This is a genomic window from Ralstonia sp. RL (assembly GCF_001683835.1).
Taxonomy (GTDB): domain Bacteria; phylum Pseudomonadota; class Gammaproteobacteria; order Burkholderiales; family Burkholderiaceae; genus Ralstonia; species Ralstonia mannitolilytica.
On the sequence record NZ_LWRX01000218.1, the window covers coordinates 12,799 to 33,498 of the forward strand.

Below are 20,700 nucleotides of genomic sequence, written 5' to 3' on the forward strand. Positions count from 1 at the left end.
GCCCACACAGTGGAGCGCCAGTTGCTAAATTGGAGAGGTGCGTTCGGGCGATTCCCCGGCGCAGCTCTTCGAAGCGCCCCTGCGCGCACATCCACTGCCAAAAGGAGAACCGACATGACCAATCGTCCGACCGCGAAAGAGAATGCCAAGCGTTTTGCCAGTGTGATCCAGGCGCTCCAGGCGTGCGAAAACGCTTGCAATCATTGCGCGGCGGAATGCAGCAAGAATGGGCACGCCGCGGCCATGGCGCGCTGCATCAGCGTGTGCACCGACTGCGGGCAATACTGCGCGCTCACCCGCAAGTTCCTGGAGCGGAACAGCGAATTTGCCGAACTGCTGCTGGAAGACTGCGCCGAAATCTGCAGCCAGTGCGCAGAAGAATGCGACCATCATGAGCAGGGGCACTGCGTGGACTGCGCAGCCGCCTGCCGCGCGTGCATGGACGCCTGCCTGAAGGTCGCTGGCGTGGAATCCGTCACGGCTGAACCGACCGTCTTCTGACCATTCCTTTCAACGCGTATGAAAATTGGCGAACTCGCCCAGCGCACGGGCATCAGCATCGAGACCATCCGCTTCTATGAAGCGCAGGGCCTGCTGCCGCCGCCCGCACGTGCTGCCAACAACTATCGCGTCTATACGCCCGAGCATGCCGAGCAGCTGGCCTTCATCGCGAAGTGCCGGTCGCTCGACATGGCGCACACCGAGATCCGCCGGCTGCTGGAGCTGCAAGCCAACCCGCAGGCTTCGTGCGAAGAGATCAACAACCTGCTCGATGAGCATCTGCGCCATGTGCAAGCGCGCATCGCAGAGTTGAACGATCTGAAGCAGCAGATCGAGGCGATCGGGCGGCGCTGCACGACGGCCGCGTCGGTGGCGGAGTGCGGCGTGTTGCAGTCATTGCACGAGGAAGCGGTCGCCGGCAACCACACCGGGCACGGGCACGATCATGGCGACGCCGAGCACGCGCACAAGCACATCCGCGGCGTGCATCGCTGAGGGCGGCCGACCGACCCTCAAACGCGCGTGCGCATCACCCGCAGGCCGTTGAACACCACCAGCAGGCTCGCGCCCACATCGGCAAAGATCGCCATCCACAGCGTGGCGTCGCCCATCACGGCCAGGGCCAGGAACACCGCCTTGATGCCGAGGGCCAGCACGATGTTCTGACGCAGCACGGCCACCGTGCGGCGGCTGATGCGGATGAAGCTGGCGAGCTTGCGCGGGTCGTCGTCCATGATGGCAACGTCGGCGGCTTCGAGCGCCGTGGCGGTGCCGGCCGCTCCCATGGCAAAGCCGATGTCGGCGCGCGCGAGGGCCGGGGCGTCGTTGATGCCGTCGCCCACCATGCCGACAAAGCCGTGCTGCGCGGCGAGCTCGCCCACCACACGCTGCTTGTCGGCAGGCAGCTGTTCGGCGTGCACGTTCTCGATGCCGACTGTCCTGGCGATGGCCCACGCGGCCCGGCGATCGTCGCCGGTCAGCATGACCGGTGTCACGCCGAGCGCGCGCAGTGCGGCGATGGCCTCGGCGCTTTGCGCACGCTCGCGGTCCCGCACGCCGAAAAGCGCCACGGCACCATTCGCATCGCACAGCGTGACCGCCGACATGCCTTCGGCTTGCAGCGATTCCGCAGCGCTGCGCCAGGCCGGCGTGTCCAAGCCGCGATCCGCCACCAGCGCGGCATTGCCGAGGTGCCAGCGCACGCCGTTGAGCGTGCCCGCCACGCCGCGGCCCGGCAGCACCGACAGATCCTCGACGGAAGCCGCGTCCACGCCGCCGTGCTGGGCAGCCGCCTGCACGATGGCCACGGCGATCGGGTGCGTGGTGTTGGCATCCAGTGCAGCCGCGACGGCCAACGCCTGCAGGTGTTCGCGGTCGGTTGCGGCACGCAGCGCGGCGACGGCGCGGCGTTCGCCGTTGGGCAGTACCACCGCATCGAGCACCGGCCGGCCGGCGGTGAGCGTACCGGTCTTGTCCAGCGCCAGCGCGCGCAGGCGGCGTCCGCTTTCCAGGTAGACGCCGCCCTTGACGACGATGCCGCGCCGCGCGGCGGCAGCCAGACCGCTGACCACCGTCACGGGCGTCGAGATCACGAGCGCGCAGGGGCAGGCGATCACCAGCAGCACCAGCGCGCGATACGTCCAGGCAAGCCAGCCGTCGGCCGTCACCAGCGGGCCGACGATGGCCACGGCCAGCGCCAGCAACATCACCGCGGGCGTGTAGACGGACGAGAACCTGTCGACGAATCGCTGCGTGGGCGCGCGCTGTGATTGCGCCTCCTGGATGGCCCCGGCGATGCGGGCGAGCGTGCTGTCGGCCGCCACGGCCGTGGCCTGCGCCTCCACCACGCCGTCGGTGACGATGGTGCCGGCGAGGAGGGTGTCGCCGACGGCCTTCTCGACGGGCAGGCTCTCGCCGGTGACGGGCGATTCATCGAGCGCCGCACGGCCGCTCACGACGCGCGCATCGACCGGGACGCGGCTGCCTGTGCGCACACGCAGGCGCGCGCCAATGGCGACCGACCCGACGGCGACGTCGCGCCAGCCGCCGGCGCCATCGGCCAGTTCCGCGGTATCGGGCGCGATGGCGGTGAGCGCGCGCACGGCATCGCGGGCACGTACGAGCGCGCGCGCTTCGATCGCCTCGGCCACGGCAAACAGGAAGATCACCATGGCCGCTTCGGCCCACTTGCCGATCAGCAGCGCGCCGATCACAGCCACCGCCATCAGGAAGTTGATGTTGAACGTGAATGCGCGCAGGGCGATCCAGCCCTTGCGCAACGTCGGGCCGCCGGCCAGCGCGATGGAGGCGAGCGCCAGCCCCAGCACCGGCCACGCATGGTCACCGAGCGACCACGCAATGGCCTCCGCAGCGAACGCCGCCACGCCGCCCACGCCCAGCCACCACGTGCGGCGCGAAATGCCGGCCGGCGGCACTGGCGCGGTCGCCGTGCGACCGTGCTGTTCGAGCACCTCGCCGTCCATGCCGATGGCGCGCAGGGCTTCGAGGAACGGCGTCACGTCGTCCACGGTGTGGTGGATCGTGAGGTGACGCTCCAGCAGGTTGAAATCCAGCGCGACCACGCCATCGGCGCTGCCCAGCTTGGCGCGGATCATGCGCTCTTCGGTCGGGCAGTCCATCTGCTCGATGCGCACGGTGGTGCGGCCCGTGGCTGCCGCGCGGGCGGTGTCATCGGTGAGCGCCGCGGCTGCGTGCGCGTGGCCATGATCGTGGTGATCGTGGCCGTGATCGTGTGCGTGGCGGGAAGTGTCCATTGCGACCGGCGGCTGGTGGCCGCAGCAACCCCCGCAAGCGGCGGCTTCCGGCTTGGCGGCGTGGTCGTGGACAGTCAGAGTGGAGGCGAGATCGGGTTTCATGCCCTCCATTCAAAACCCTGAAGAAGCTTCAGGGTCAAGCCCACCTCTCAGATAAGGTCTTTCGTCCACTTGGCGACGATGGCGCGGGCTTCCGGCCAGTCGCCCAGGCCGGACTCGGCATTGATATGGCCGCGCGGGCCCAGGACGATCGGCTCGGCCCCCCACGCGGCCGCCTGGCGCGCACTCCAGCCGGCGTCGCTGTACGGATCGTCGGTGCTGAAGATCAGCACGGAAGGAAACGGCAGGCGCTGCTGCGGCATGGGGCGGAAGTCCGCCAGTTCCGCCGGCATGTCGGCGCGATCGAGCTGCGGCGGCGCCACCAGCAGCGCCCCGCGCACGCGCACGGCGCGCGGCGATGCGGCCGCCCAGTGCGCCGTCAGCACGCAACCCAGGCTGTGCGCGACCAGCACCACGTCGCCCGGCGCCGCGCTGACTTCGGCCTCGAGCGCCGCCACCCAATCCGCACGCTTGGGCGTGAACCAGTCGCGCTGCTCGACACGGCGATCCCCATGCAGGCGCTCCCAGCGCGATTGCCAGTGCTCGGGGCCGGAGTTCTGCCAGCCGGGGAGGATCAGGACGGTGGGGGTGGCGCTCACGGGCACTCCAGCAGCAAGTTTGGACGCACCATTCTGCCGCGAATCCGCCGACCGCGTCGGATGGATTCATCGGCGGATCCGCATAATTCATCCAAATATTCCGTTTCACAGGCAGATCGCGAGCTTCTACAGTCGCCGACAAATCCCGCCAACAGGGATTCCGAATCCAAAACGCGGAGGAGACCATGCTCGCACTGCTCGGGCTGCTGACCATCGTTGCGCTGTTCGTCGTCATCCTGACCAAGCGCATGTCGCCGCTGGTCGCGCTCATCGCCATTCCCATCGTTGCCGCGCTCATCGGCGGCTTCGGGCTGAACACCAGCAAGTTCATCATCGGGGGCATCAAGGATGTCGCCCCGGTGGCCGGAATGTTCATCTTCGCCATCCTGTACTTCGGCATCGTCACGGACGCCGGCATGCTGGACCCGATCATCGACCGCATCCTGCGCACCGTCGGCAGCCGTCCGCCGCGCATCGTGGTTGGCTCGGCGCTGCTGGCGCTGCTCATCCACCTCGATGGCTCGGGCGCGGTGGCGTTCCTCATCACCATTCCTGCCATGCTGCCGCTGTACGACCGGCTCGGGATGGACAGGCGCATCCTGGCATGCGTGACGTCGATGGCGTGCGGCGTGAACTTCCTGCCGTGGACAGGGCCGATGATCCGCGCATCCGCCTCGCTGCACATGCCGGTGACGGACATCTTCAATCCGCTGATCCCCGTGCAGGCCGTTGGGCTGGTGTTCGTCTTCGTGTGTGCGTGGCTGCTGGGCAAGCGTGAAGAGAAACGCCTCGGCCTCGCCCACCACGATGGCGCCGCGCAGGTCGTCGCACGCCCGCTGTCGGACGCCGAGCAGGCGCTGCGCCGCCCGCGCAATTTCTGGATCAACCTGATCCTCACGGTCGTCGTGATGGGCGTGATGGTAAGCGGCAAGGTCGACCCGGTGGTGATGTTCATGCTGGGCGTGGTGGCCGCGCTGCTCATCAATTACCCGAACGTCGACCAGCAACGCCAGCGGGTGGACGCCCACGCCAAGGCCGCGCTGATGATGGCCAGCATCCTGCTCGCGGCGGGCGTGTTCACCGGCATCATGAGCAAGTCGGGCATGCTCACGGCGATGGCCAGGACGGCGGTGGACTTCATCCCGCCCGCCATGGCGCATCACATTCCGGTGGTGCTGGGCGTGCTGTCGATGCCGCTGTCGCTGCTGTTCGATCCGGATTCGTTCTACTTCGGCGTGCTGCCGGTGGTGGCCGAGGCGTCGAAGATGCTCGGCGTCGCGCCGGTGCATGTCGCGCAGGCTGCCGTGCTCGGCCAGATGACCACCGGCTTCCCGGTGAGCCCGCTCACGCCAGCGACCTTCCTGGTGGTGGGGCTGTGCGGCATCGAGCTGGCCGACCACCAGAAATTCTCGATCCCCTTCCTGTTCGGTGCCACGCTGCTGATGACGATGGCGGCCGTGGTGCTGGGCGTGATTCCGTGGTGATGGCATGAACAAACTTCGTATCGGCGGCGGCGCCGGATACTCGGGCGACCGCATCGAACCGGCGCTGGAACTGGCAGAGCACGGCGACATCGACGTGCTGATGTTCGAATGCCTGGCCGAGCGCACCATCGCGCTGGCACAGCAGGTGCGCCGCAAAGACCCGACGCACGGCTACGACCCGCTGCTCGAAGCGCGCATGCGGGCCGTATTGCCGGCCTGCGCGGCGCGCGGCATCCGCATCGTCACCAACATGGGTGCGGCCAACCCGCAGGCGGCGGCCGGGCGCACGCTCGACATCGCCCGCGAGCTTGGCCTCAAGCTGCGCGTGGCGGCCGTCACCGGCGACGACGTGCTGGACCTGCTGCGGGCACGCGGCCATGACTTCACGCTCATGGACGGCGGCGCGCCTGTCGCCTCGCTCGGTGCGCGCATGGTCTCGGCCAATGCGTACCTTGGCGCGCAGGGCATCGTCGATGCACTGGCGCAAGGCGCGGACGTTGTCGTCACCGGGCGCGTGGCCGATCCGGCGCTGGCACTCGGACCGCTCATCCACGCCTTCGGCTGGCGCATGGACGACTGGCACCGCCTCGGCTGCGGCACGCTGGCCGGCCATCTGCTCGAGTGCGCGGGGCAGATCACCGGCGGGTACTTCGCCGACCCGGGCGTCAAGGACGTGCCCGGTCTCGCGCGCCTGGGCTTCCCCATCGGCGAAGTCGGGGAAGACGGATCGGTGCTCATCACGAAGGTGCCCACGGCGGGCGGCATCGTGACCGAGGCCACGTGCAAGGAGCAGTTGCTGTACGAGATCCACGACCCGGCGCGCTACCTCACGCCCGACGTCGTGGCCGACTTCTCCAACGTCCGCATGCGCACCGCCGGCCAGGACCGCGTCGTCATCGAAGGCGCAACGGGCGCGCCGCGTACCGGCCAGCTGAAAGTGTCGATCGGCTATCTCGACAGCTACATCGGCGAGGGCCAGATCAGCTATGCCGGCCCCAACGCCGTGGCGCGCGGGCGGCTGGCGCTCGACATCGTGCGCGAGCGCCTGGCGCTCACAGGCGTGCAGACGACGCAGACGCGCTTCGAGCTGATCGGCGCGGATGCCCTGCATGGCGCGGCCCTCTCTCGCGCGGACGCCGAACCGTACGAGGTGCGCGTGCGCGTGGCCGCGCGCACCGAATCGATGGCCGAAGCCGTGCGCATCGGCAACGAAGTCGAAACGCTGCTGACCTGCGGCCCCTCGGGCGGCGGCGGCGCAACGAAAAGCGCGCGCGAGATCATCGCCGTGGCCTCGACGTTGATCCCTGCGGAACTCGCTCCGCACGCCGTGCACATCCTGGAGAGCTGACATGCGCCGACTGCTTCGCGACCTCGCCCACACCCGCGCCGGCGACAAGGGCGACATCTCTTGCATATCCGTCATCGCGCATCGTGCGGAGGACTTTGCCGCATTGGAGCAGCACGTGACGGCCGAGCGCGTGCGCGCGCATTTCGCAGAACTCGTCACCGGCCATGTCGAGCGCCACGTGCTGCCGCAGTTGGGCGCGCTGAACTTCGTGCTGCACGGCGCCTTGGCCGGCGGCGTGACGCGCTCGCTGGCGCTGGATGCGCATGGCAAGTCGCTCTCGAGCGCGCTGCTCACGCTGGAGGTTCCGGCGTAGGTTCCGCGATAAGCTGGCGGCCTATCCGTCGGCATGCCCATGAACCTCTCCGTCAAGCAGCTCCGCGCGTTTGCCGCGCTGCGCGAGCACAAGAACTTCACGCAGGCCGCGCAGACCTGCCACCTGTCGCAATCGGCCTTCAGCGCCCTGATCCAGAACCTGGAGGCCGATGCCGGCGTGCGCCTGTTCGACCGCAACACGCGCCACGTTGAACTCACGCCCGAGGGCGAAGCCTTTGCGGAATCCGCGCTGCGCCTGCTGGCCGATTTCGAAGCCACGTTCGCTGACCTGCGCGACCGGGCAGCTGCCCGCACGGGCCGCGTGACGGTGGCCGCGCTGCCGTCGATCGCGGCGGGCATCCTCCCGGGCGTGCTGGCCGTATTCTCGGCGCAGCATCCGGGCATCCAGCTCGCGCTGCACGACCAGTTGTCCGCCCCGTGCATCGACATGGTCCGGCGCGGCGCGGCAGACTTCGCCATCGCCGCCATGGGCGCCGACATGGCCGGGCTTGCCGCCCAACCGTTCTGCGCAGACGACTTCCACCTCGTCTGCCACCAGGACCATCCACTCGCCCACAAGCGCGCGCTCAGCGTCGGCGATCTGGTCGATGTGCCGTTCATCCACCTCGCGCGCAACACGAGCATCCGGCAATACCTGGATGCGGCCCTGCACCCGACCAAGCTGCGCAGCGGCATGGAAGTCGAGCACCTGGCGACGGCGGCCGCGCTGGTGGCGGCCAACCTCGGTATTACGGTGATTCCCGCGCTGGCGCTGTTCCAGTTCCGCCTGCCCGAGCTGGTGGTGCGGCCACTACCATTGCCGGGGCTGGTACGCACCCTGTATGTGATCCGGCGCGACGGGCGCAGCCTGTCGGTAGCGGCCCAGGCACTGCTGGACCTGTTGTTCGCGCACCCCGCGCACACCGCCGCGCGGATGTGATGGCAGCTTGACCAGGCGCATCCCGCTGGGCCACCCAGGCTGCTACAGTCAAAAGCATCCCGAACGCCCGGAGCGCATCATGTATCAACGCATCCTTGCCGGCTTTGACGGCAGCCACGAAGCCAAACTCGCCGTCGACCAGGCTGCCGCGCTAGCCAAGGCATTCGGCGGGCGGTTGCGTGTCGTATGGGCCATCGGCAGCCCGCGCATGCCCGAGGCGCGGGAGATCTACGACGTCGATAAACTCCGCGAGGCCGAACGCCAGACGGCAGACCACTCCCTGGCCGAACTGCATCGCGCGCTGCAAGCCGACGGCGTTGCCATCGAAACCGATGTGCTGATGCTAAGCGCTGTCGATGACGACATCGGCAGCGCGCTGGAGCACGACGCCGTGCGCTGGCAGGCCGACACCATCGTCGTCGGATCGCAGGGCAAGCATGGGCTCGCGCGCATTCTGCTCGGCAGCGTGGCGGAGCGGACCACCAAACTATCGCGCCGCACCGTCATCGTGGTACGTGCGCAGCACCCGGAACACGCCACCAACTGAAGGCACCGAAGGCACACGTTTTTTGAACCCCTTCACTATGCAACTTGTTGCATAGTTTGAGAGCGCTGTGCTATGTTGCTCCCCACGTTGATGCAATCCGTTGCACTTTCCGCCCAGGAGCCAGCATGCCGCCGCCGATTCCCCAGACCTTGAACGCAGCCGCCCAAGCCACCCTGGAGGCCTGGCACGTCATGCTCGAGCGCAACAACATGGACGCGCTCGAGCACCTGTTCACCGAAGACGTGGTGTTCCGCTCGCCCGTGGCGCACACGGCGTATCCGGGCCGCACCGCGACCACGCTGGTCCTGCGCACCGTCAACACCGTTTTTGAAGACTTCCAATACCACCGCAGCTTCGCCACCGACGATGGGCTGAGCGTGGTGCTCGAATTCAGCGCCAATGTAAGCGGCAAGGCCCTCAAGGGCATCGACATGATCCGCTTCAATGCCGACGGCAAGATCGTCGAATTTGAAGTCATGGTGCGTCCGGCCACGGGGCTGCAGGCGCTCGGCGCGGCGATGGGTGCCAAGCTGGGCGACAAGCTCGGCCTGCTCAGAGCAGGCGCCTGAACCGTTTCCTGAATCCATTCCCATACCAAGACCAACGGAGACTGCCATGTCGCTGCCGCCGATCCTGCAAAACCGCCTGTCCGTGCCCGTGGTGGGCTCGCCGCTGTTCATCATCTCCAACCCGGATCTCGTGATCGCCCAGTGCAAGGCGGGCGTGGTCGGCTCGTTCCCGGCGCTCAATGCGCGCCCGGCCGAGCTGCTGGAGACGTGGTTGCAGCGCATCACCACCGAGCTGGCCGAATACGACGCGCAGCACCCCGACAAGCCGTCGGCGCCGTTTGCCGTCAACCAGATCGTGCACAAGTCCAACGACCGCCTGGAGCACGACCTGGAGCTGTGCGTCAAGTACAAGGTGCCCATCGTCATCACGTCGCTCGGCGCACGCGAAGACGTGAACCGCGCCGTGCACAGCTACGGCGGCATCGTGCTGCACGACGTGATCAACAACACGTTTGCCAAGAAGGCGATCGAGAAAGGCGCGGATGGCCTGATCGCGGTGGCAGCGGGCGCGGGTGGCCACGCGGGGACGACCTCGCCGTTTGCGCTCATCCATGAAATCCGGGAGTGGTTCGACGGCCCGCTGCTGCTGTCGGGCGCGATCGCCAACGGCAACGCCATCCTGGCGGCGCTGGCCGCTGGCGCGGACCTGGCCTACGTCGGCTCGGCCTTCATTGCCACGGAAGAGGCCAACGCGGTGGAAGGCTACAAGCAGGCCATCGTCGAATCCAGCGCCACCGACATCGTCTACACAAACCTCTTCACGGGCGTGCACGGCAACTACCTGCGCAAGAGCATCGAGAACGCCGGTCTGGACCCGGACGCGCTGCCCGAATCGGACCCGAGCAAGATGAACTTCGGCTCGGGCGGCGGCGCCAAGGCCAAAGCGTGGAAGGACATCTGGGGCGCCGGCCAGGGCGTGGGCGCGGTCAAGCGGGTGGTGCCGGCGGCCGAACTCATCAAGCGCTTTGCCGAGGAGTTCGAGGTGGCGCGCCGCCGCCTGAACACGATCGAGGCCTTGCGCGCCCCGGCGACGGGCAAGGCGACGGTTTAAGCCCCCGGCGACGCCGACAAACGCTCCGCCGCCTGGCCAGGACCGCTTCGCAGCGTTCCGTCGATGCCTTCAAGCGGTGACAGAGGCTGGCTCCAGCAACGGCAGCACATCGTCTGCCCAAGCGAGCCAGCCTTCTTCGTAAACGATGCCGCGCTGGAGCACCGCATGCTGCAGCCGCTGCGCGCGCGTGAGGTCGGGGCGCGCGAAATCGCGCTGCTCGATCTCGCGGAAGGTGTTCAGGCGCGCGCGGTGCTGCTCGATCAGACGCTGCATCTCGTCGGCAAAACCGAGCGGGCCGATCACCGCTTCGGCACGCAGCTTGACCAGCACCTCTTCACGGTTGTCCGACGACACGGTGGGCTCCAGCACCCACCGCGCGAGTTCGTCGCGGCCGGCCGGTAGCACGGTGTAGGTTTTCCTGCGGCTGTCTTCCTCTTCTTCCACGCTCACCCAGCCGGCTTCTGCCATGCGACCGAGCTCGCGGTAGATCTGCTGATGCGTGGCACTCCAGAAGTAGCCCATCGACTTGTCAAAGCGGCGAGCAAGCTCGTAGCCCGACGAGGGCTTTTCAAGCAGCGATGTGAGCAAGGCGTGTTGGATGGACATGAGCAGGAAGTTGGCCTGGAGCGTGTGTTGTGGCGTCGGGGCTTGTGGATACCGGTGCCCGACTCGATCAACGCACTTTACAGAACAGCGCCGGGCACGTCATGTCCAGTTTGCCGCGCGATGCGGCATGCGGACATCGGGCTGTGCGAGCCCAGCTACGCATCGCCCACGAAATCATGTTCGGATTTCGTGAATTCCGTTTTGATCCAATCGACGAACGCGCTGATGCGACTCGGCAGCAGACCGGCATGCGGATACACCACGCTGATGGGCAGCGGGGGCACCTTGTACGCATGCAGGATTTCCTGCAGTTGCCCGCCGGCCAACTGGCTCGCCACCTGATACCGCAGAAACTGCCCCACGCCGAGCCCCGCCACGCACGCGTCGATGGCCGGGGCGCCGTGGTTGCATTCGAGATTGCCGCCGATCACGATGCGCTGCTCCCGGCCGCGCTCCTGGAACAGCCACGTCGTGCGGCCGCTCCCGGAGAACCGGATGCAGTTTTCCTGCGCGAGATCCGCCGGTTTCTGCGGAATGCCTCGGCGCTGGAGGTACGCGGGGCTCGCCACGACGACCCGGCTGACACGGCTGACTTGCTGCGCGATCAGGTTGGAATCGTCGAGGTGGCCGATGCGTATGCCAACGTCGACGCCCTCTTCCAGCAGGTTCACCACACGGTCGAGCAGCAGCAGACGGCATTGCACCTTCGGGTACCGCTCGAGAAACGGGATCACCGCGGGCGCCACATGCCGCTGGCCAAACAGGACCGGCGCGGTCATGGTGAGGAGGCCGCTGGGTTCTTCCTGGCGCGCCCGCAGGCGATGCTCGGCCTGGTCGACCGCGCCGAGGATGTCCCGGCACGACGCCAGATACATCCGTCCCTCGTCGGTCAACGACAGGCGGCGCGTTGTGCGGTTGAGCAGGCGCACGCCCAGGTCGGCTTCGAGCGTCGCGAGCGTGCGCACCGTGGACGGCAACGACGATCCGAGCGCGGCGGCGGCCTTGGACAGCGTCCCGTTGTCCACGATCGCCACGAAGGTCTGCATTGCGCGGAGCTTGTCCATCTTTGCCAGGCGGGTTGCACATGGGTCGACAGATTAGTCCATTTTTTGGATGAGTGAAGTTCGTGTCGAGCCATTTATCCGGCGACCGTATCAATCAAGAATGGGGCTCCCTTTCCTGAACGGAGCCGCCCCATGTCTTGCAAGCCGGCACAGCCCATCAAGCTCTACCGCCATGCCCTGTCGGGGCACTGCCACCGCGTCGAATTGCTGCTCAAGCTGCTGGAGCTGCCGTATGAACGGATCGACATCGACCTGCGCGCCCGGGAGCACAAAACGCCAGCGTTCCTGCAGTTGAACCGCTTTGGCCAAGTCCCTGTGATCGACGACGGCGGCACCGTCATCGCCGACTCCAATGCCATCCTCGTCTACCTGGCCAAGCGCTATGACGATGGCAGATGGCTGCCCGCCGACCCGGTCGGCGCCGCGCAGGTGCAGCGCTGGTTTTCGGTCGCCGCGGGGCCGCTTGCCACGGGGCCGGCCGGGGCGCGCCGGGCCACCGTTTTTGGCGCGCCGCTGGATGCGCAGGCGCTGATCGCGCAAAGCCATGCCCTGCTGGCGATCTTCGACGAGGAACTGGCCGAGCATGACTATCTGCTGGGGCCCACACCGACCCTGGCCGACATCGCGTGCTACAGCTACATCGCGCATGCACCGGAAGGCAACGTCTCGCTGGACAGCTACGCGCACGTGCGGGCCTGGCTTTCGCGCATCGAGCAATGGCCGAACTTTGTCGCCATGCAGGCGAGCGCCGTGGGGCTGGCCGCCTAAGGCGACACGTCAAGGGGCAACGCCATGGAGTTACCAGAACAGGCCTCGCCGTTTCACCGGGGCGAGCGCGCCGTGCAGGACCGGGCGGGCGTCCGGGACCGCGCAGAGGCGCACGGGCAACGCGGCATACGAACCTACCTGCTGGAACAGCACCAGGAGTTCTTCGGAAAGATCCCGTTTATCGTGCTCGGCGCCCTGGACGGCGACGGAAAGCCGTGTGCCAGCCTGCTGGCGGGCCACGCCGGTTTCATCCGTGTGCCCGACCCCTACAGCCTGCACATTGGCGCCCTGCCCGACCCCGAAGATCCGCTGGCGGGCGCGCTTCATGTGGGCAGCGACGTCGGCCTGCTCGGCATTGAAACGACGACGCGGCGAAGAAACCGGTTGAACGGCCCGGTGCTGTCTCTCGATGCTGCCGGCATGGTGATCGGCGTGCGGCAGAGCTTCGGCAACTGCCCGAAGTACATCCAGGTGCGCAGCCTCGCGCCGCGCCAGCGGGCAACGGCGCCTGCCGCGGCGCAATCGGTGCCGGCACTCGACGATGCGGCGGTGCGGCTCATCCGGTCTTCCGATACGTTCTTCATCGCTACGCATGCAGCGACGGCCGGGCCTGCCAGGGCGACGGGAGCGGATGTCTCGCACCGCGGCGGCAAGCCGGGGTTCGTCCGTGTCGATGACGACGCAACGCTGCTGTGGCCCGACTTTATCGGCAACAATTTCTTCAACACGCTGGGCAACCTGCATGTGAACCCCTCGGCGGGGCTGCTGTTTCCGGACTTCGAATCGGGCGACCTGCTCCATCTCGCGGGCACCTGCGAGATCGTATGGGACGGGCACGACGTGCAGGCGTTCGAAGGCGCGCAGCGCCTCGTGCGGTTTCATGTCGAGCGCATGTATCGGCGGCCGCAAGCCTTGCCTTGGCGGTTCTCTGCGCCGGAACCGTCGCCGTTCCTCGCCGGGACCGGTGCGTGGCCGGCCCGCTAGCGCGCTGCCCGCAGCCGATCCACCTTCACACCACCACGCCACTGGACTGACCATGGAAACCCGCCCGCCTCTGCCTCCGTTCAATCGCGACACCGCCGTCCAGAAGATCCGCCTGGCCGAAGACGCCTGGAATTCGCGCGACCCGGCCCGCGTCGTCCTGGCCTACAGCCCCGATACCCGCTGGCGCAACCGTGCCGAGTTCCCGCTCGGGCGCGAACAGGCGCAGGCGTTCCTGGAGCGCAAGTGGCGGCGCGAACTCGACTACCGTCTCATCAAGGAGCTGTGGGCATTCGAGGGCAACCGTATTGCCGTGCGCTTCGCCTATGAGTGGCACGACGACGCCGGCCAGTGGTACCGCAGCTACGGCAACGAGAACTGGGCATTCAACGAGCACGGCCTGATGACCCACCGCCATGCCAGCATCAATGACCTGCCCATCAAGGAAGAGGACCGCAAGTTCTTCTGGCCGCTGGGCCGCCGCCCCGACGATCACCCTGGGTTGTCCGACCTGGGCCTCTGAGCCGGCGCCCGGCACCATGGACGCGCCCGCCGGTCAGCGCAGATCGCACCGCATGCAAAGCGGCGATGCCTGCCCGGCGTCCCTGAACGCCGCCGATGCCCTGACCTCGGCCGGCGCGTTCTCCACGGGAAAGAGATAAAACCCCCAACGCGCGAAGTAAAGCGGCGCCCGCGCAGAAAGCAGGTAAGCCTGTCGCACGCCGCTGGCACGCGCACGCACGAGCAGCGTGCCAATCAGGCGACTTGCGATACCTTGATCGCGATACATCGGGTCGACCACGACCGAACGAATCACGATGGATGCCCCTCCACGCTCAGCAGCAGCGCAGCCAATGACGCGGCCTTTGTCCAGTGCAACGTGAAATGCTTCGATGGTGTCCTGAATATCGATATCGTCAGCCGGCAGCCTGGCACTCTTCAGGAGCGCAGCGACTTGGCACCAATCGGCAAGAGAAGCCGGGCGCAATTGAACTTCGTGGCTGAGCATGGGGCTGTCTCTAGGGAGCATTATCGGGGCGACAAGAAAAACCCACGGCCCGCCTCATGATGTTATTGTCTCTTCGTCACTTCCTTTGTTTCGCGGTCCGCCGGAAGTGCGCCGAGAGATTAGCACCGCGCCAAAACAAAAAAAATATCGCCCGTTAGGGCGATCCAAAACACAAGGGCAGTTGTATTGCTAGGCCGCGCATCGCCGGCGGCAGGCGACTGCCCCGCTCCCCCGCTCTTATTCTCAACGCCCGCCAATCTGCGCCCATGGCGCCGACGCAGAAGCGTACGAAAAACCGCCAGGAATTTCAGTAGCACAATCAGCCGAGTCCTCGTCCTACATGATTCCTACGACGCCGCTTACACCCTCGATAAAAGTCTTTTCACTATTTTGCCGTATATGCGCGCCGATTAACTTGAAGGATCAAAACTGTCTGCTTATCCTTTGCTCGCCCCAGAATACCCCGGCGAAATCGGCACGCCTTCGAGCAGGACGTTATGACAGCGCGATTAAAACCGCGCAGAAAAGAGATCACCGCGCTGAGCCCCCGCGACTTTGCGATTTCGCTCTTGCTCCCCAGTGATGGGGAACCCGATGAATTGGACCGCGCGGGGGTTGCGGCATGGGCAAGACACCTGTTGGCCTCGCTCGAGCGTCATCGCCCCGGACATATCCACCCCCGGGCGATACGCCAGCGGCGCGCGCTTCTCGCCGTTGTGCCGCCGGGCGCGCGGCGCACCTCGAACACCGCGCATTGATCGGGCGCCCCTAGGCGGCGCAGGTTGGACGCCGCTGCAAGCGTGGGTTCAACGCCCGCCCGCACCCGATTCCGTGATCGCGCTGTACACCAGCGTGCGCAGCTGTCGGCGTACGGGGTAGGCGGAGGACGGCAGAACCTGCGTGAGGAAGAGCCCGACCAGGTCTTCCTGCGGGTCCACCCAGAAGAAGGTACCGGCCGCGCCGCCCCAGAAGAAGTCGCCGGCGCTGCCGGGGATGAGCGTGGCCGCCGGCGATATCGTGGTGGCAAAACCCAGCCCGAAGCCAACGCCGTCGTAGGCTGCCTCGCTGAACATCGAGCGCGGCGACAAGGTCGAGATGTCGGCCCCACCCGGCAGGTGGTTCGCGGTCATCAGCGCCACCGTCTTCGGCCCCAGCAGGCGCACGCCGTCGAGTTCACCGCCTTGCAGCAGCATGCGCGAGAACCGCAGGTAATCGGCCGCCGTGGACACCAGGCCGCCGCCGCCCGACACGAAGCTCGGCGGCGCGAGGTACCGGCTGGTGCGCGGATCATCCTGCAGCGCGGGCCGGTCGGACACCAACGCCGAACCGAGCGCCCCCACGGCATAGCACGCGCAGAAGCGCGACGCCTTGTCCTCGGGCACGTAGAAGCCCGTATCGATCATGCCCAGCGGGTCGAAGATGCGCTCCTTCAGGAACGTCTCGAACGGCATGCCGCTGATCTTGCCGACGAGGTAGCCGAGCACATCGGTCGACACGGAGTAGTTCCACGCCTCGCCCGGCGAGAACTCCAGCGGCACACCGGCCAGCTTCTCGATCATCTCGTCGAGCGTGCCCTGCGTGGTGACGTCGCCGAGCTTCAACCGCCGATACGCCGCATCGACATTCGTGTTCTGGTGAAAGCCGTAGGTGAGGCCAGATGTGTGGCGCAGCAGATCGACCATCAGCATCGGGCGCTTCACCGGGCGCGTCTGGAAGCCCTCCATGAAGCCGCCGGCGAACACGCCCAGGTCCTTCCATGCCGGGATGAACTTGCTGACCGGGTCGTCGAGCGCGACCTCGCATGCTTCGACCAGCATCATGAACGCCACCGAGGTCACCGGCTTGGTCATCGAATAGATGCGGAAGATCGCGTCCTCGGCCAGCGGCACCTGCCGCTCCCGGTCGGCGAGGCCGAGCACAGAATTGAGGACGAGCTCGCCACGCCGCCATACCTGCGTGAGCGCGCCGGGCAGCTTGCCCGTGGCGATGTAAGCGTCGTCGATGAAGCGTTCGACCCGTGCGAGCCGGTCGCGGGACATCCCGTGCGGTTGCGTGGCTTGCCTGTCCATGCGGTCTCCTTGCGTTTGCGAAACGGCTTCCGGCGCGCGCGGCAGCGTTGGCGGCGTGGGCCGGTCCAGCCGACACTGTACAGCCGGGCGCGCGACGCGGGACAGGCCCCAGCTGTGCTTCAATCGCGGTTCTAACGCACCCTCGCCCCAACATGAAGCGCTTGGACGACCTGTATCTCTTTACCCGCGTGGTGGAAGCCGGCGGCTTTTCCGCCGCCGAGCGGGCCACGGGCATTCCCAAGTCGCGCCTGAGCCGGCGCATTGCCGAGCTCGAGGCGCAGCTCGGCACGCGGCTGCTGCATCGGTCCAGCCATCGTGTGTCGGTCACGCCGGTGGGCGAGGCGGTGTATCGGCATGCGCGCGACATGGCCGATGCGTCGGCCGCCATCGAGGCGCTTGCCGGTGCGGCGCGCAGCGAGCCCGCAGGTGTGCTGCGCGTGGGCACCTCGCCGCTGCTGGCCGAAACGCTCGTGGCCGGCTGGCTGGCAGCGTTTGCCGAGGCCCACCCGAAGCTGCGCGTCGAGCTCGATCTATCCAACACCTACGTCGACCTGGTCGAGCAGCGCATCGACGTGGCCATCCGCGCGGCTACCGGGCCGCTGCCGTCACGCGAGGTGGTGGCGCGGCACCTGGCCGTGTCGCCGCGCGTGCTGGTGGCAAGCCCGGCGCTGATCGCGCGGCTGGGCGAACCGGCCTCGCCCGCTGCGCTCGAAGACCTGCCCTGCGTCGGCCAGGGCACCCTCGCGCGCAGCCGCGACTGGGTGCTGCACGACGCGCGCGGACACCGCCTGGCGCTGCCGGTGCGGCCGCGCTTTGCGAGCGACAACATCATCGCCCTGCGCGAAGCGGCCATCGCGGGGCTGGGGCTGGCCGTGCTGCCGCTGCACTGTTGCCATGCCGCGCTGACCGAGGGGCGCCTGCGCACCGTGCTGCGGGAGTGGACGCCCGAGCCGGCCGACCTGCATGCGTTGTATCCGTCGCGCGCCGGCGTGCCGCCGTCGGTCAAGGCCCTGGTGGCATTTCTGCGCGATCGGTTCCAGCAGGAAACGACCATGAAGCCGCTTGCCGCGCGAGTTGGATGAAACCCGTAAATCGACATTTACGGAGTTACATGAAATTTTTCCATCGCACGCATGCCGATCTGTGATGCGAAACAGGACGGGCACACCGTCTGGCGTGCCCGCATGCGTGCGCAACGGCAGGTGTCAACGTTCAGCGCAGGCGTTCGAGCGCTTGGGCCGCAATGCGACGCGTGATCGCTTCGGCCGGCTCTTCCGCTGCGAACCGGCCCGCCTGACCGGACCACAAATTGATGAAGTCGCCCGAGCCCGTCGGCTCGGTCTTGGCGCGCAGCGGTGCAAGCGCCCCGCCTGCCGTCGGGAAGGCCGGTGCCAGCGGGTTCATCGGGCCGATCTCCCGCATCAGCCGGTTGACGATGCCGCGCGCCGGACGCCCGGTGAACAGATTCGTCAGCGCCGTATCGGCATCCGTCGCCTGCTTGAGCGCGGCACGGTGGATGGCGGAGGTCTTCGCCTCGGGCGAGAGCAGATACGCCGTGCCGATCTGCGCGGCAGAGGCACCCAGGGCGAACGCGGCCGCCATGCCGCGCCCGTCGCCAATGCCGCCGGCCGCAATGACGGGCACCTTTACCGCGTCCACCACCTGCGGCACCAGCGCGAGCGTACCGACCTGCGATTCGATGGTCGTCGCGAGAAACATGCCGCGATGCCCGCCCGCCTCGTTGCCCATGGCGATGACGGCGTCCACGCCGCGGGCCTCCAGCCAGCGCGCCTCTTCCACCGTCGTGGCGGCGGAGATCACCTTGGCCCCCGTGGCCTTCACACGCGCCAGCAGCTCGGGCGCCGGCAGGCCGAAGTGGAAACTCACGATCTCTGGCCTGAGGTCTTCCACCACCGCACACGTCGACTCATCAAACGGTGCGCGATTGGCCGCCGGTGCCTGCGCGTTCGGGTCGATGCCGAACTCGGCGTAGTACGGAGCCAGATGGGCGCGCCACCTGGCTTCACGCTCGGGGTCGGGCTGCGGCGGGGTGTGGCAGAAGAAGTTCAGGTTGATGGGCGCGCGCACGGCGGCACGAAACTGCTCGACCTGCTGGCGGATCTGCTCGGCATTCAGCATCGCGCACGGCAGCGAACCGAGGCCCCCGGCACGCGCCACCGCAATCGCCAGGTCCACGCCGGCGGCCCCGGCCATTGGCCCCAGCACGATCGGCACGTCGATGTTGAACAGCTCCAGGATGCGGGCATCAGGCCATGCGCTCATGATGGTCTCCAGCAAGATGATGACGATGCGCCCATGGTAATGCGGCGAACTTCTGCGGCGTTCCGAGGGGCACCGTACCGGCCGCGCTCGTAACCTGATTGAACCACATTCAGCGGTTACAATCGGCTCACTCGATCTGCTGCTGCCGCCATGCCTGCCAACACCCCACCGCTGATTGCCGACGACGCCGTACTGGACATGCTCAACACCGTGGACCACGTCCAGGGCCGGCCGCACGACTTCTGGCAATCCGACGACGATGTGTCGGACTGGCTCGTGCGTGCGGGCTGGTGGGCCGAACCGTTCGCCGGCCAATCTCCGCCTGGCGTTCTGCTGGCGGTGGCGCGGCATCTGCGCGAGGTGATCCGGCAGCTGGTGGAAGCGCGCAAGGCGGGGCGGCCCTGCAGTGCCGACGCCCTGAACACGTTCCTCCGACAAGCGCCGAGCCACCCGATCCTGATCTGGACGGCCGGCACGCCGCGTGTGGAGCGCGTGCGCCCCGCCGATTCCGTGGAGCAGCGCCTGGCTGCCCTGGCCGAAGCCGCCGCCCACCTGCTGGCCGAAGGCGACTTCCGCCACATCCGCCAATGCGAGCACCCCGACTGCGGCCGATGGTTCTACGACCGCACCAAGGCCCACACGCGCCGCTGGTGCAGCATGGCGCTCTGCGGCAACCGCCACAAGGTGGCGGCCCACCGCAAACGCCTACCGGGCTGAGCCGTCGTTCCAGCATTGCAACGCGGCGTCGCAGCGAGGGGCGCTGCGCACGCGCCGCCCGATTCGTAACCTGTTCTCCCGACACATTGCATTGCAGGAGAACAGCATGACGCAAACCCAGACAACCGCATCTGCGCCCCGACTGGGCGGACGCACCGCCATCGTGACCGGCGGCTCGCGGGGCATCGGCGCCGCCGTGGCGCGGCGCCTGGCAGCCGACGGCGCACGCGTGGCGGTCGTCTACCGCAGCAACAGCAAGGAAGCCGACGCAGTGGTGCAATCCATCCGCAACACCGGCGCGCAGGCGATTGCCGTGCAGGCCGACGTGGCCGACGCCAGTTCCATCAACGCCATGGTGAGCACCGTGCGCGAGGCCTTCGGCGCCATCGACATCCTCGTCAACAACGCCGGCATTCTGGAAAGCCAGGCGGTGGGCAGCATCGACGAGGCGTCGTTCACCGCGCAGTTCCGCACCAATGTGCTGTCGACGATTCTGGTGACGCAGGCCGTGCTCCCGCACGTGCCCGCGCGCGGCGGCCGCATCGTCAACGTATCGTCGAGCCTGGTGTACCGGCCGCGCGCAGGGCTGTCCGTCTATGCGGCAAGCAAGGCCGCCGTGGGCGCGCTCACCCATTCGTTTGCGGTCGAACTGGGCCCGCGCAACATCACCGTCAATGCCGTGGCCCCCGCCATGACGCGCACCGACATGACCGCCCCGATCCCCGATGAAGTGAAAGCGCGCATGCGCGAATCAACCCCGATGGGCCGCCTGGCCGAGCCGGAAGACATCGCCGACGCCATCGCCTTCCTGGCCTCGGACGACGCCCGCTGGATCACCGGCCGCACCCTGATGACTGACGGCGGCTTCATCTGAGAAAGTAACCAGCCAAAACGCGTGCAACGCCGCCAACTCCCGCACGCAGAGGGTGTGGCCGTACCCTGCCCTAGATGGCGCCTTGGATTTTTGTCGCGGGGAGGA

22 protein-coding genes are annotated in these 20,700 nt (G+C 67.5%); 15 read left to right on the forward strand and 7 right to left on the reverse strand.

Features of this window, described 5'->3' with window-relative positions; all coding sequences use genetic code 11:
- Nucleotides 1-114 precede the first annotated feature (114 nt).
- Complete coding sequence (locus A6M56_RS19950) at nucleotides 115-501, forward strand: four-helix bundle copper-binding protein (protein WP_045218778.1); 387 nt, start codon at nucleotides 115-117, stop codon at nucleotides 499-501.
- Between the two features lie 18 nt (nucleotides 502-519).
- Nucleotides 520-996, forward strand: a complete 477-nt coding sequence (gene cadR / locus A6M56_RS19955) for a Cd(II)/Pb(II)-responsive transcriptional regulator (RefSeq protein ID WP_102079245.1) — start codon at nucleotides 520-522, stop codon at nucleotides 994-996.
- Between the two features lie 17 nt (nucleotides 997-1,013).
- Here the strand turns inward: cadR and A6M56_RS19960 are convergent, their stop codons facing one another.
- On the reverse strand, nucleotides 1,014-3,377 hold the full coding sequence (locus A6M56_RS19960) for a heavy metal translocating P-type ATPase (protein WP_102079244.1): 2,364 nt from the start codon (nucleotides 3,375-3,377) through the stop codon (nucleotides 1,014-1,016).
- A 47-nt stretch (nucleotides 3,378-3,424) separates the two neighbouring features.
- Nucleotides 3,425-3,973, reverse strand: coding sequence for an RBBP9/YdeN family alpha/beta hydrolase (locus tag A6M56_RS19965; RefSeq protein ID WP_102079243.1), 549 nt, complete (start codon nucleotides 3,971-3,973; stop codon nucleotides 3,425-3,427).
- 185 nt (nucleotides 3,974-4,158) lie between these two features.
- Between A6M56_RS19965 and A6M56_RS19970 the strand changes: the two genes are divergently transcribed.
- The 7 genes from A6M56_RS19970 (at nucleotide 4,159) to A6M56_RS20000 (ending at nucleotide 10,224) form a co-directional block, all read left to right on the forward strand.
- Nucleotides 4,159-5,457 (forward strand): CitMHS family transporter, encoded by a 1,299-nt coding sequence (locus tag A6M56_RS19970; RefSeq protein WP_102079242.1) that lies wholly within the window; start codon nucleotides 4,159-4,161, stop codon nucleotides 5,455-5,457.
- Nucleotides 5,458-5,461: 4 nt separating this feature from the next.
- On the forward strand, nucleotides 5,462-6,805 hold the full coding sequence (locus A6M56_RS19975) for an acyclic terpene utilization AtuA family protein (protein ID WP_102079241.1): 1,344 nt from the start codon (nucleotides 5,462-5,464) through the stop codon (nucleotides 6,803-6,805).
- A gap of 1 nt (nucleotide 6,806) precedes the next feature.
- Nucleotides 6,807-7,118 carry an AtuA-related protein gene (locus A6M56_RS19980; RefSeq protein ID WP_045218789.1) on the forward strand — a complete coding sequence of 104 codons (312 nt, stop codon included), beginning with the start codon at nucleotides 6,807-6,809 and terminating at the stop codon, nucleotides 7,116-7,118.
- 39 nt (nucleotides 7,119-7,157) lie between these two features.
- A complete protein-coding gene (locus tag A6M56_RS19985; RefSeq protein ID WP_102079240.1) occupies nucleotides 7,158-8,057 on the forward strand; it encodes a LysR family transcriptional regulator in 900 nt (299 codons plus the stop codon).
- 79 nt (nucleotides 8,058-8,136) lie between these two features.
- The gene (locus A6M56_RS19990) at nucleotides 8,137-8,604 is read left to right on the forward strand and encodes a universal stress protein (RefSeq protein WP_045218795.1); all 468 of its coding nucleotides are present in this window, start codon (nucleotides 8,137-8,139) and stop codon (nucleotides 8,602-8,604) included.
- Nucleotides 8,605-8,729: 125 nt separating this feature from the next.
- Nucleotides 8,730-9,173: a nuclear transport factor 2 family protein gene (locus A6M56_RS19995; protein ID WP_062738083.1), complete on the forward strand. Its 444-nt coding sequence runs from the start codon at nucleotides 8,730-8,732 to the stop codon at nucleotides 9,171-9,173.
- Between the two features lie 46 nt (nucleotides 9,174-9,219).
- The gene (locus A6M56_RS20000) at nucleotides 9,220-10,224 is read left to right on the forward strand and encodes an NAD(P)H-dependent flavin oxidoreductase (RefSeq protein ID WP_045218799.1); all 1,005 of its coding nucleotides are present in this window, start codon (nucleotides 9,220-9,222) and stop codon (nucleotides 10,222-10,224) included.
- A 69-nt stretch (nucleotides 10,225-10,293) separates the two neighbouring features.
- On the opposite strand, the gene A6M56_RS20005 is transcribed toward A6M56_RS20000, so the two are convergent.
- Both A6M56_RS20005 and A6M56_RS20010 read right to left on the reverse strand, forming a co-directional pair.
- Nucleotides 10,294-10,830 (reverse strand): PadR family transcriptional regulator, encoded by a 537-nt coding sequence (locus A6M56_RS20005; protein ID WP_045218801.1) that lies wholly within the window; start codon nucleotides 10,828-10,830, stop codon nucleotides 10,294-10,296.
- 155 nt (nucleotides 10,831-10,985) lie between these two features.
- Complete coding sequence (locus A6M56_RS20010; RefSeq protein WP_102079239.1) at nucleotides 10,986-11,894, reverse strand: LysR family transcriptional regulator; 909 nt, start codon at nucleotides 11,892-11,894, stop codon at nucleotides 10,986-10,988.
- Nucleotides 11,895-12,026: 132 nt separating this feature from the next.
- On the opposite strand from A6M56_RS20010, the gene A6M56_RS20015 reads away from it, so the two are divergent.
- Genes A6M56_RS20015 through A6M56_RS20025 form a run of 3 tightly spaced genes read left to right on the forward strand, consistent with a single transcriptional unit; the run spans nucleotide 12,027 to nucleotide 14,166 of the window.
- Complete coding sequence (locus A6M56_RS20015) at nucleotides 12,027-12,662, forward strand: glutathione S-transferase family protein (protein WP_045218805.1); 636 nt, start codon at nucleotides 12,027-12,029, stop codon at nucleotides 12,660-12,662.
- A gap of 24 nt (nucleotides 12,663-12,686) precedes the next feature.
- Nucleotides 12,687-13,646, forward strand: coding sequence for a pyridoxamine 5'-phosphate oxidase family protein (locus A6M56_RS20020; RefSeq protein ID WP_102079238.1), 960 nt, complete (start codon nucleotides 12,687-12,689; stop codon nucleotides 13,644-13,646).
- Nucleotides 13,647-13,698: 52 nt separating this feature from the next.
- Nucleotides 13,699-14,166, forward strand: a complete 468-nt coding sequence (locus A6M56_RS20025) for a nuclear transport factor 2 family protein (RefSeq protein WP_045218809.1) — start codon at nucleotides 13,699-13,701, stop codon at nucleotides 14,164-14,166.
- A gap of 33 nt (nucleotides 14,167-14,199) precedes the next feature.
- Here A6M56_RS20025 and A6M56_RS20030 read toward each other — a convergent pair whose 3' ends face one another.
- Together A6M56_RS20030 and A6M56_RS20035 are read right to left on the reverse strand one after the other, a co-directional pair.
- Nucleotides 14,200-14,652: a GNAT family N-acetyltransferase gene (locus A6M56_RS20030; RefSeq protein ID WP_045220313.1), complete on the reverse strand. Its 453-nt coding sequence runs from the start codon at nucleotides 14,650-14,652 to the stop codon at nucleotides 14,200-14,202.
- 806 nt (nucleotides 14,653-15,458) lie between these two features.
- Entirely contained in the window at nucleotides 15,459-16,721 is a 1,263-nt protein-coding gene (locus A6M56_RS20035) for a serine hydrolase domain-containing protein (RefSeq protein ID WP_102079237.1), read from the reverse strand.
- A gap of 152 nt (nucleotides 16,722-16,873) precedes the next feature.
- On the opposite strand from A6M56_RS20035, the gene A6M56_RS20040 reads away from it, so the two are divergent.
- Entirely contained in the window at nucleotides 16,874-17,803 is a 930-nt protein-coding gene (locus A6M56_RS20040; RefSeq protein ID WP_102079236.1) for a LysR family transcriptional regulator, read from the forward strand.
- A gap of 130 nt (nucleotides 17,804-17,933) precedes the next feature.
- On the opposite strand, the gene A6M56_RS20045 is transcribed toward A6M56_RS20040, so the two are convergent.
- Nucleotides 17,934-19,004 (reverse strand): NAD(P)H-dependent flavin oxidoreductase, encoded by a 1,071-nt coding sequence (locus A6M56_RS20045; RefSeq protein ID WP_045218816.1) that lies wholly within the window; start codon nucleotides 19,002-19,004, stop codon nucleotides 17,934-17,936.
- A 150-nt stretch (nucleotides 19,005-19,154) separates the two neighbouring features.
- Here A6M56_RS20045 and A6M56_RS20050 point away from each other — a divergent pair, with 150 nt between their 5' ends.
- Both A6M56_RS20050 and A6M56_RS20055 read left to right on the forward strand, forming a co-directional pair.
- Nucleotides 19,155-19,721: a CGNR zinc finger domain-containing protein gene (locus A6M56_RS20050; protein WP_102079235.1), complete on the forward strand. Its 567-nt coding sequence runs from the start codon at nucleotides 19,155-19,157 to the stop codon at nucleotides 19,719-19,721.
- A gap of 106 nt (nucleotides 19,722-19,827) precedes the next feature.
- Nucleotides 19,828-20,595, forward strand: coding sequence for an SDR family NAD(P)-dependent oxidoreductase (locus A6M56_RS20055; protein ID WP_102079234.1), 768 nt, complete (start codon nucleotides 19,828-19,830; stop codon nucleotides 20,593-20,595).
- Nucleotides 20,596-20,700: the final 105 nt, after the last annotated feature.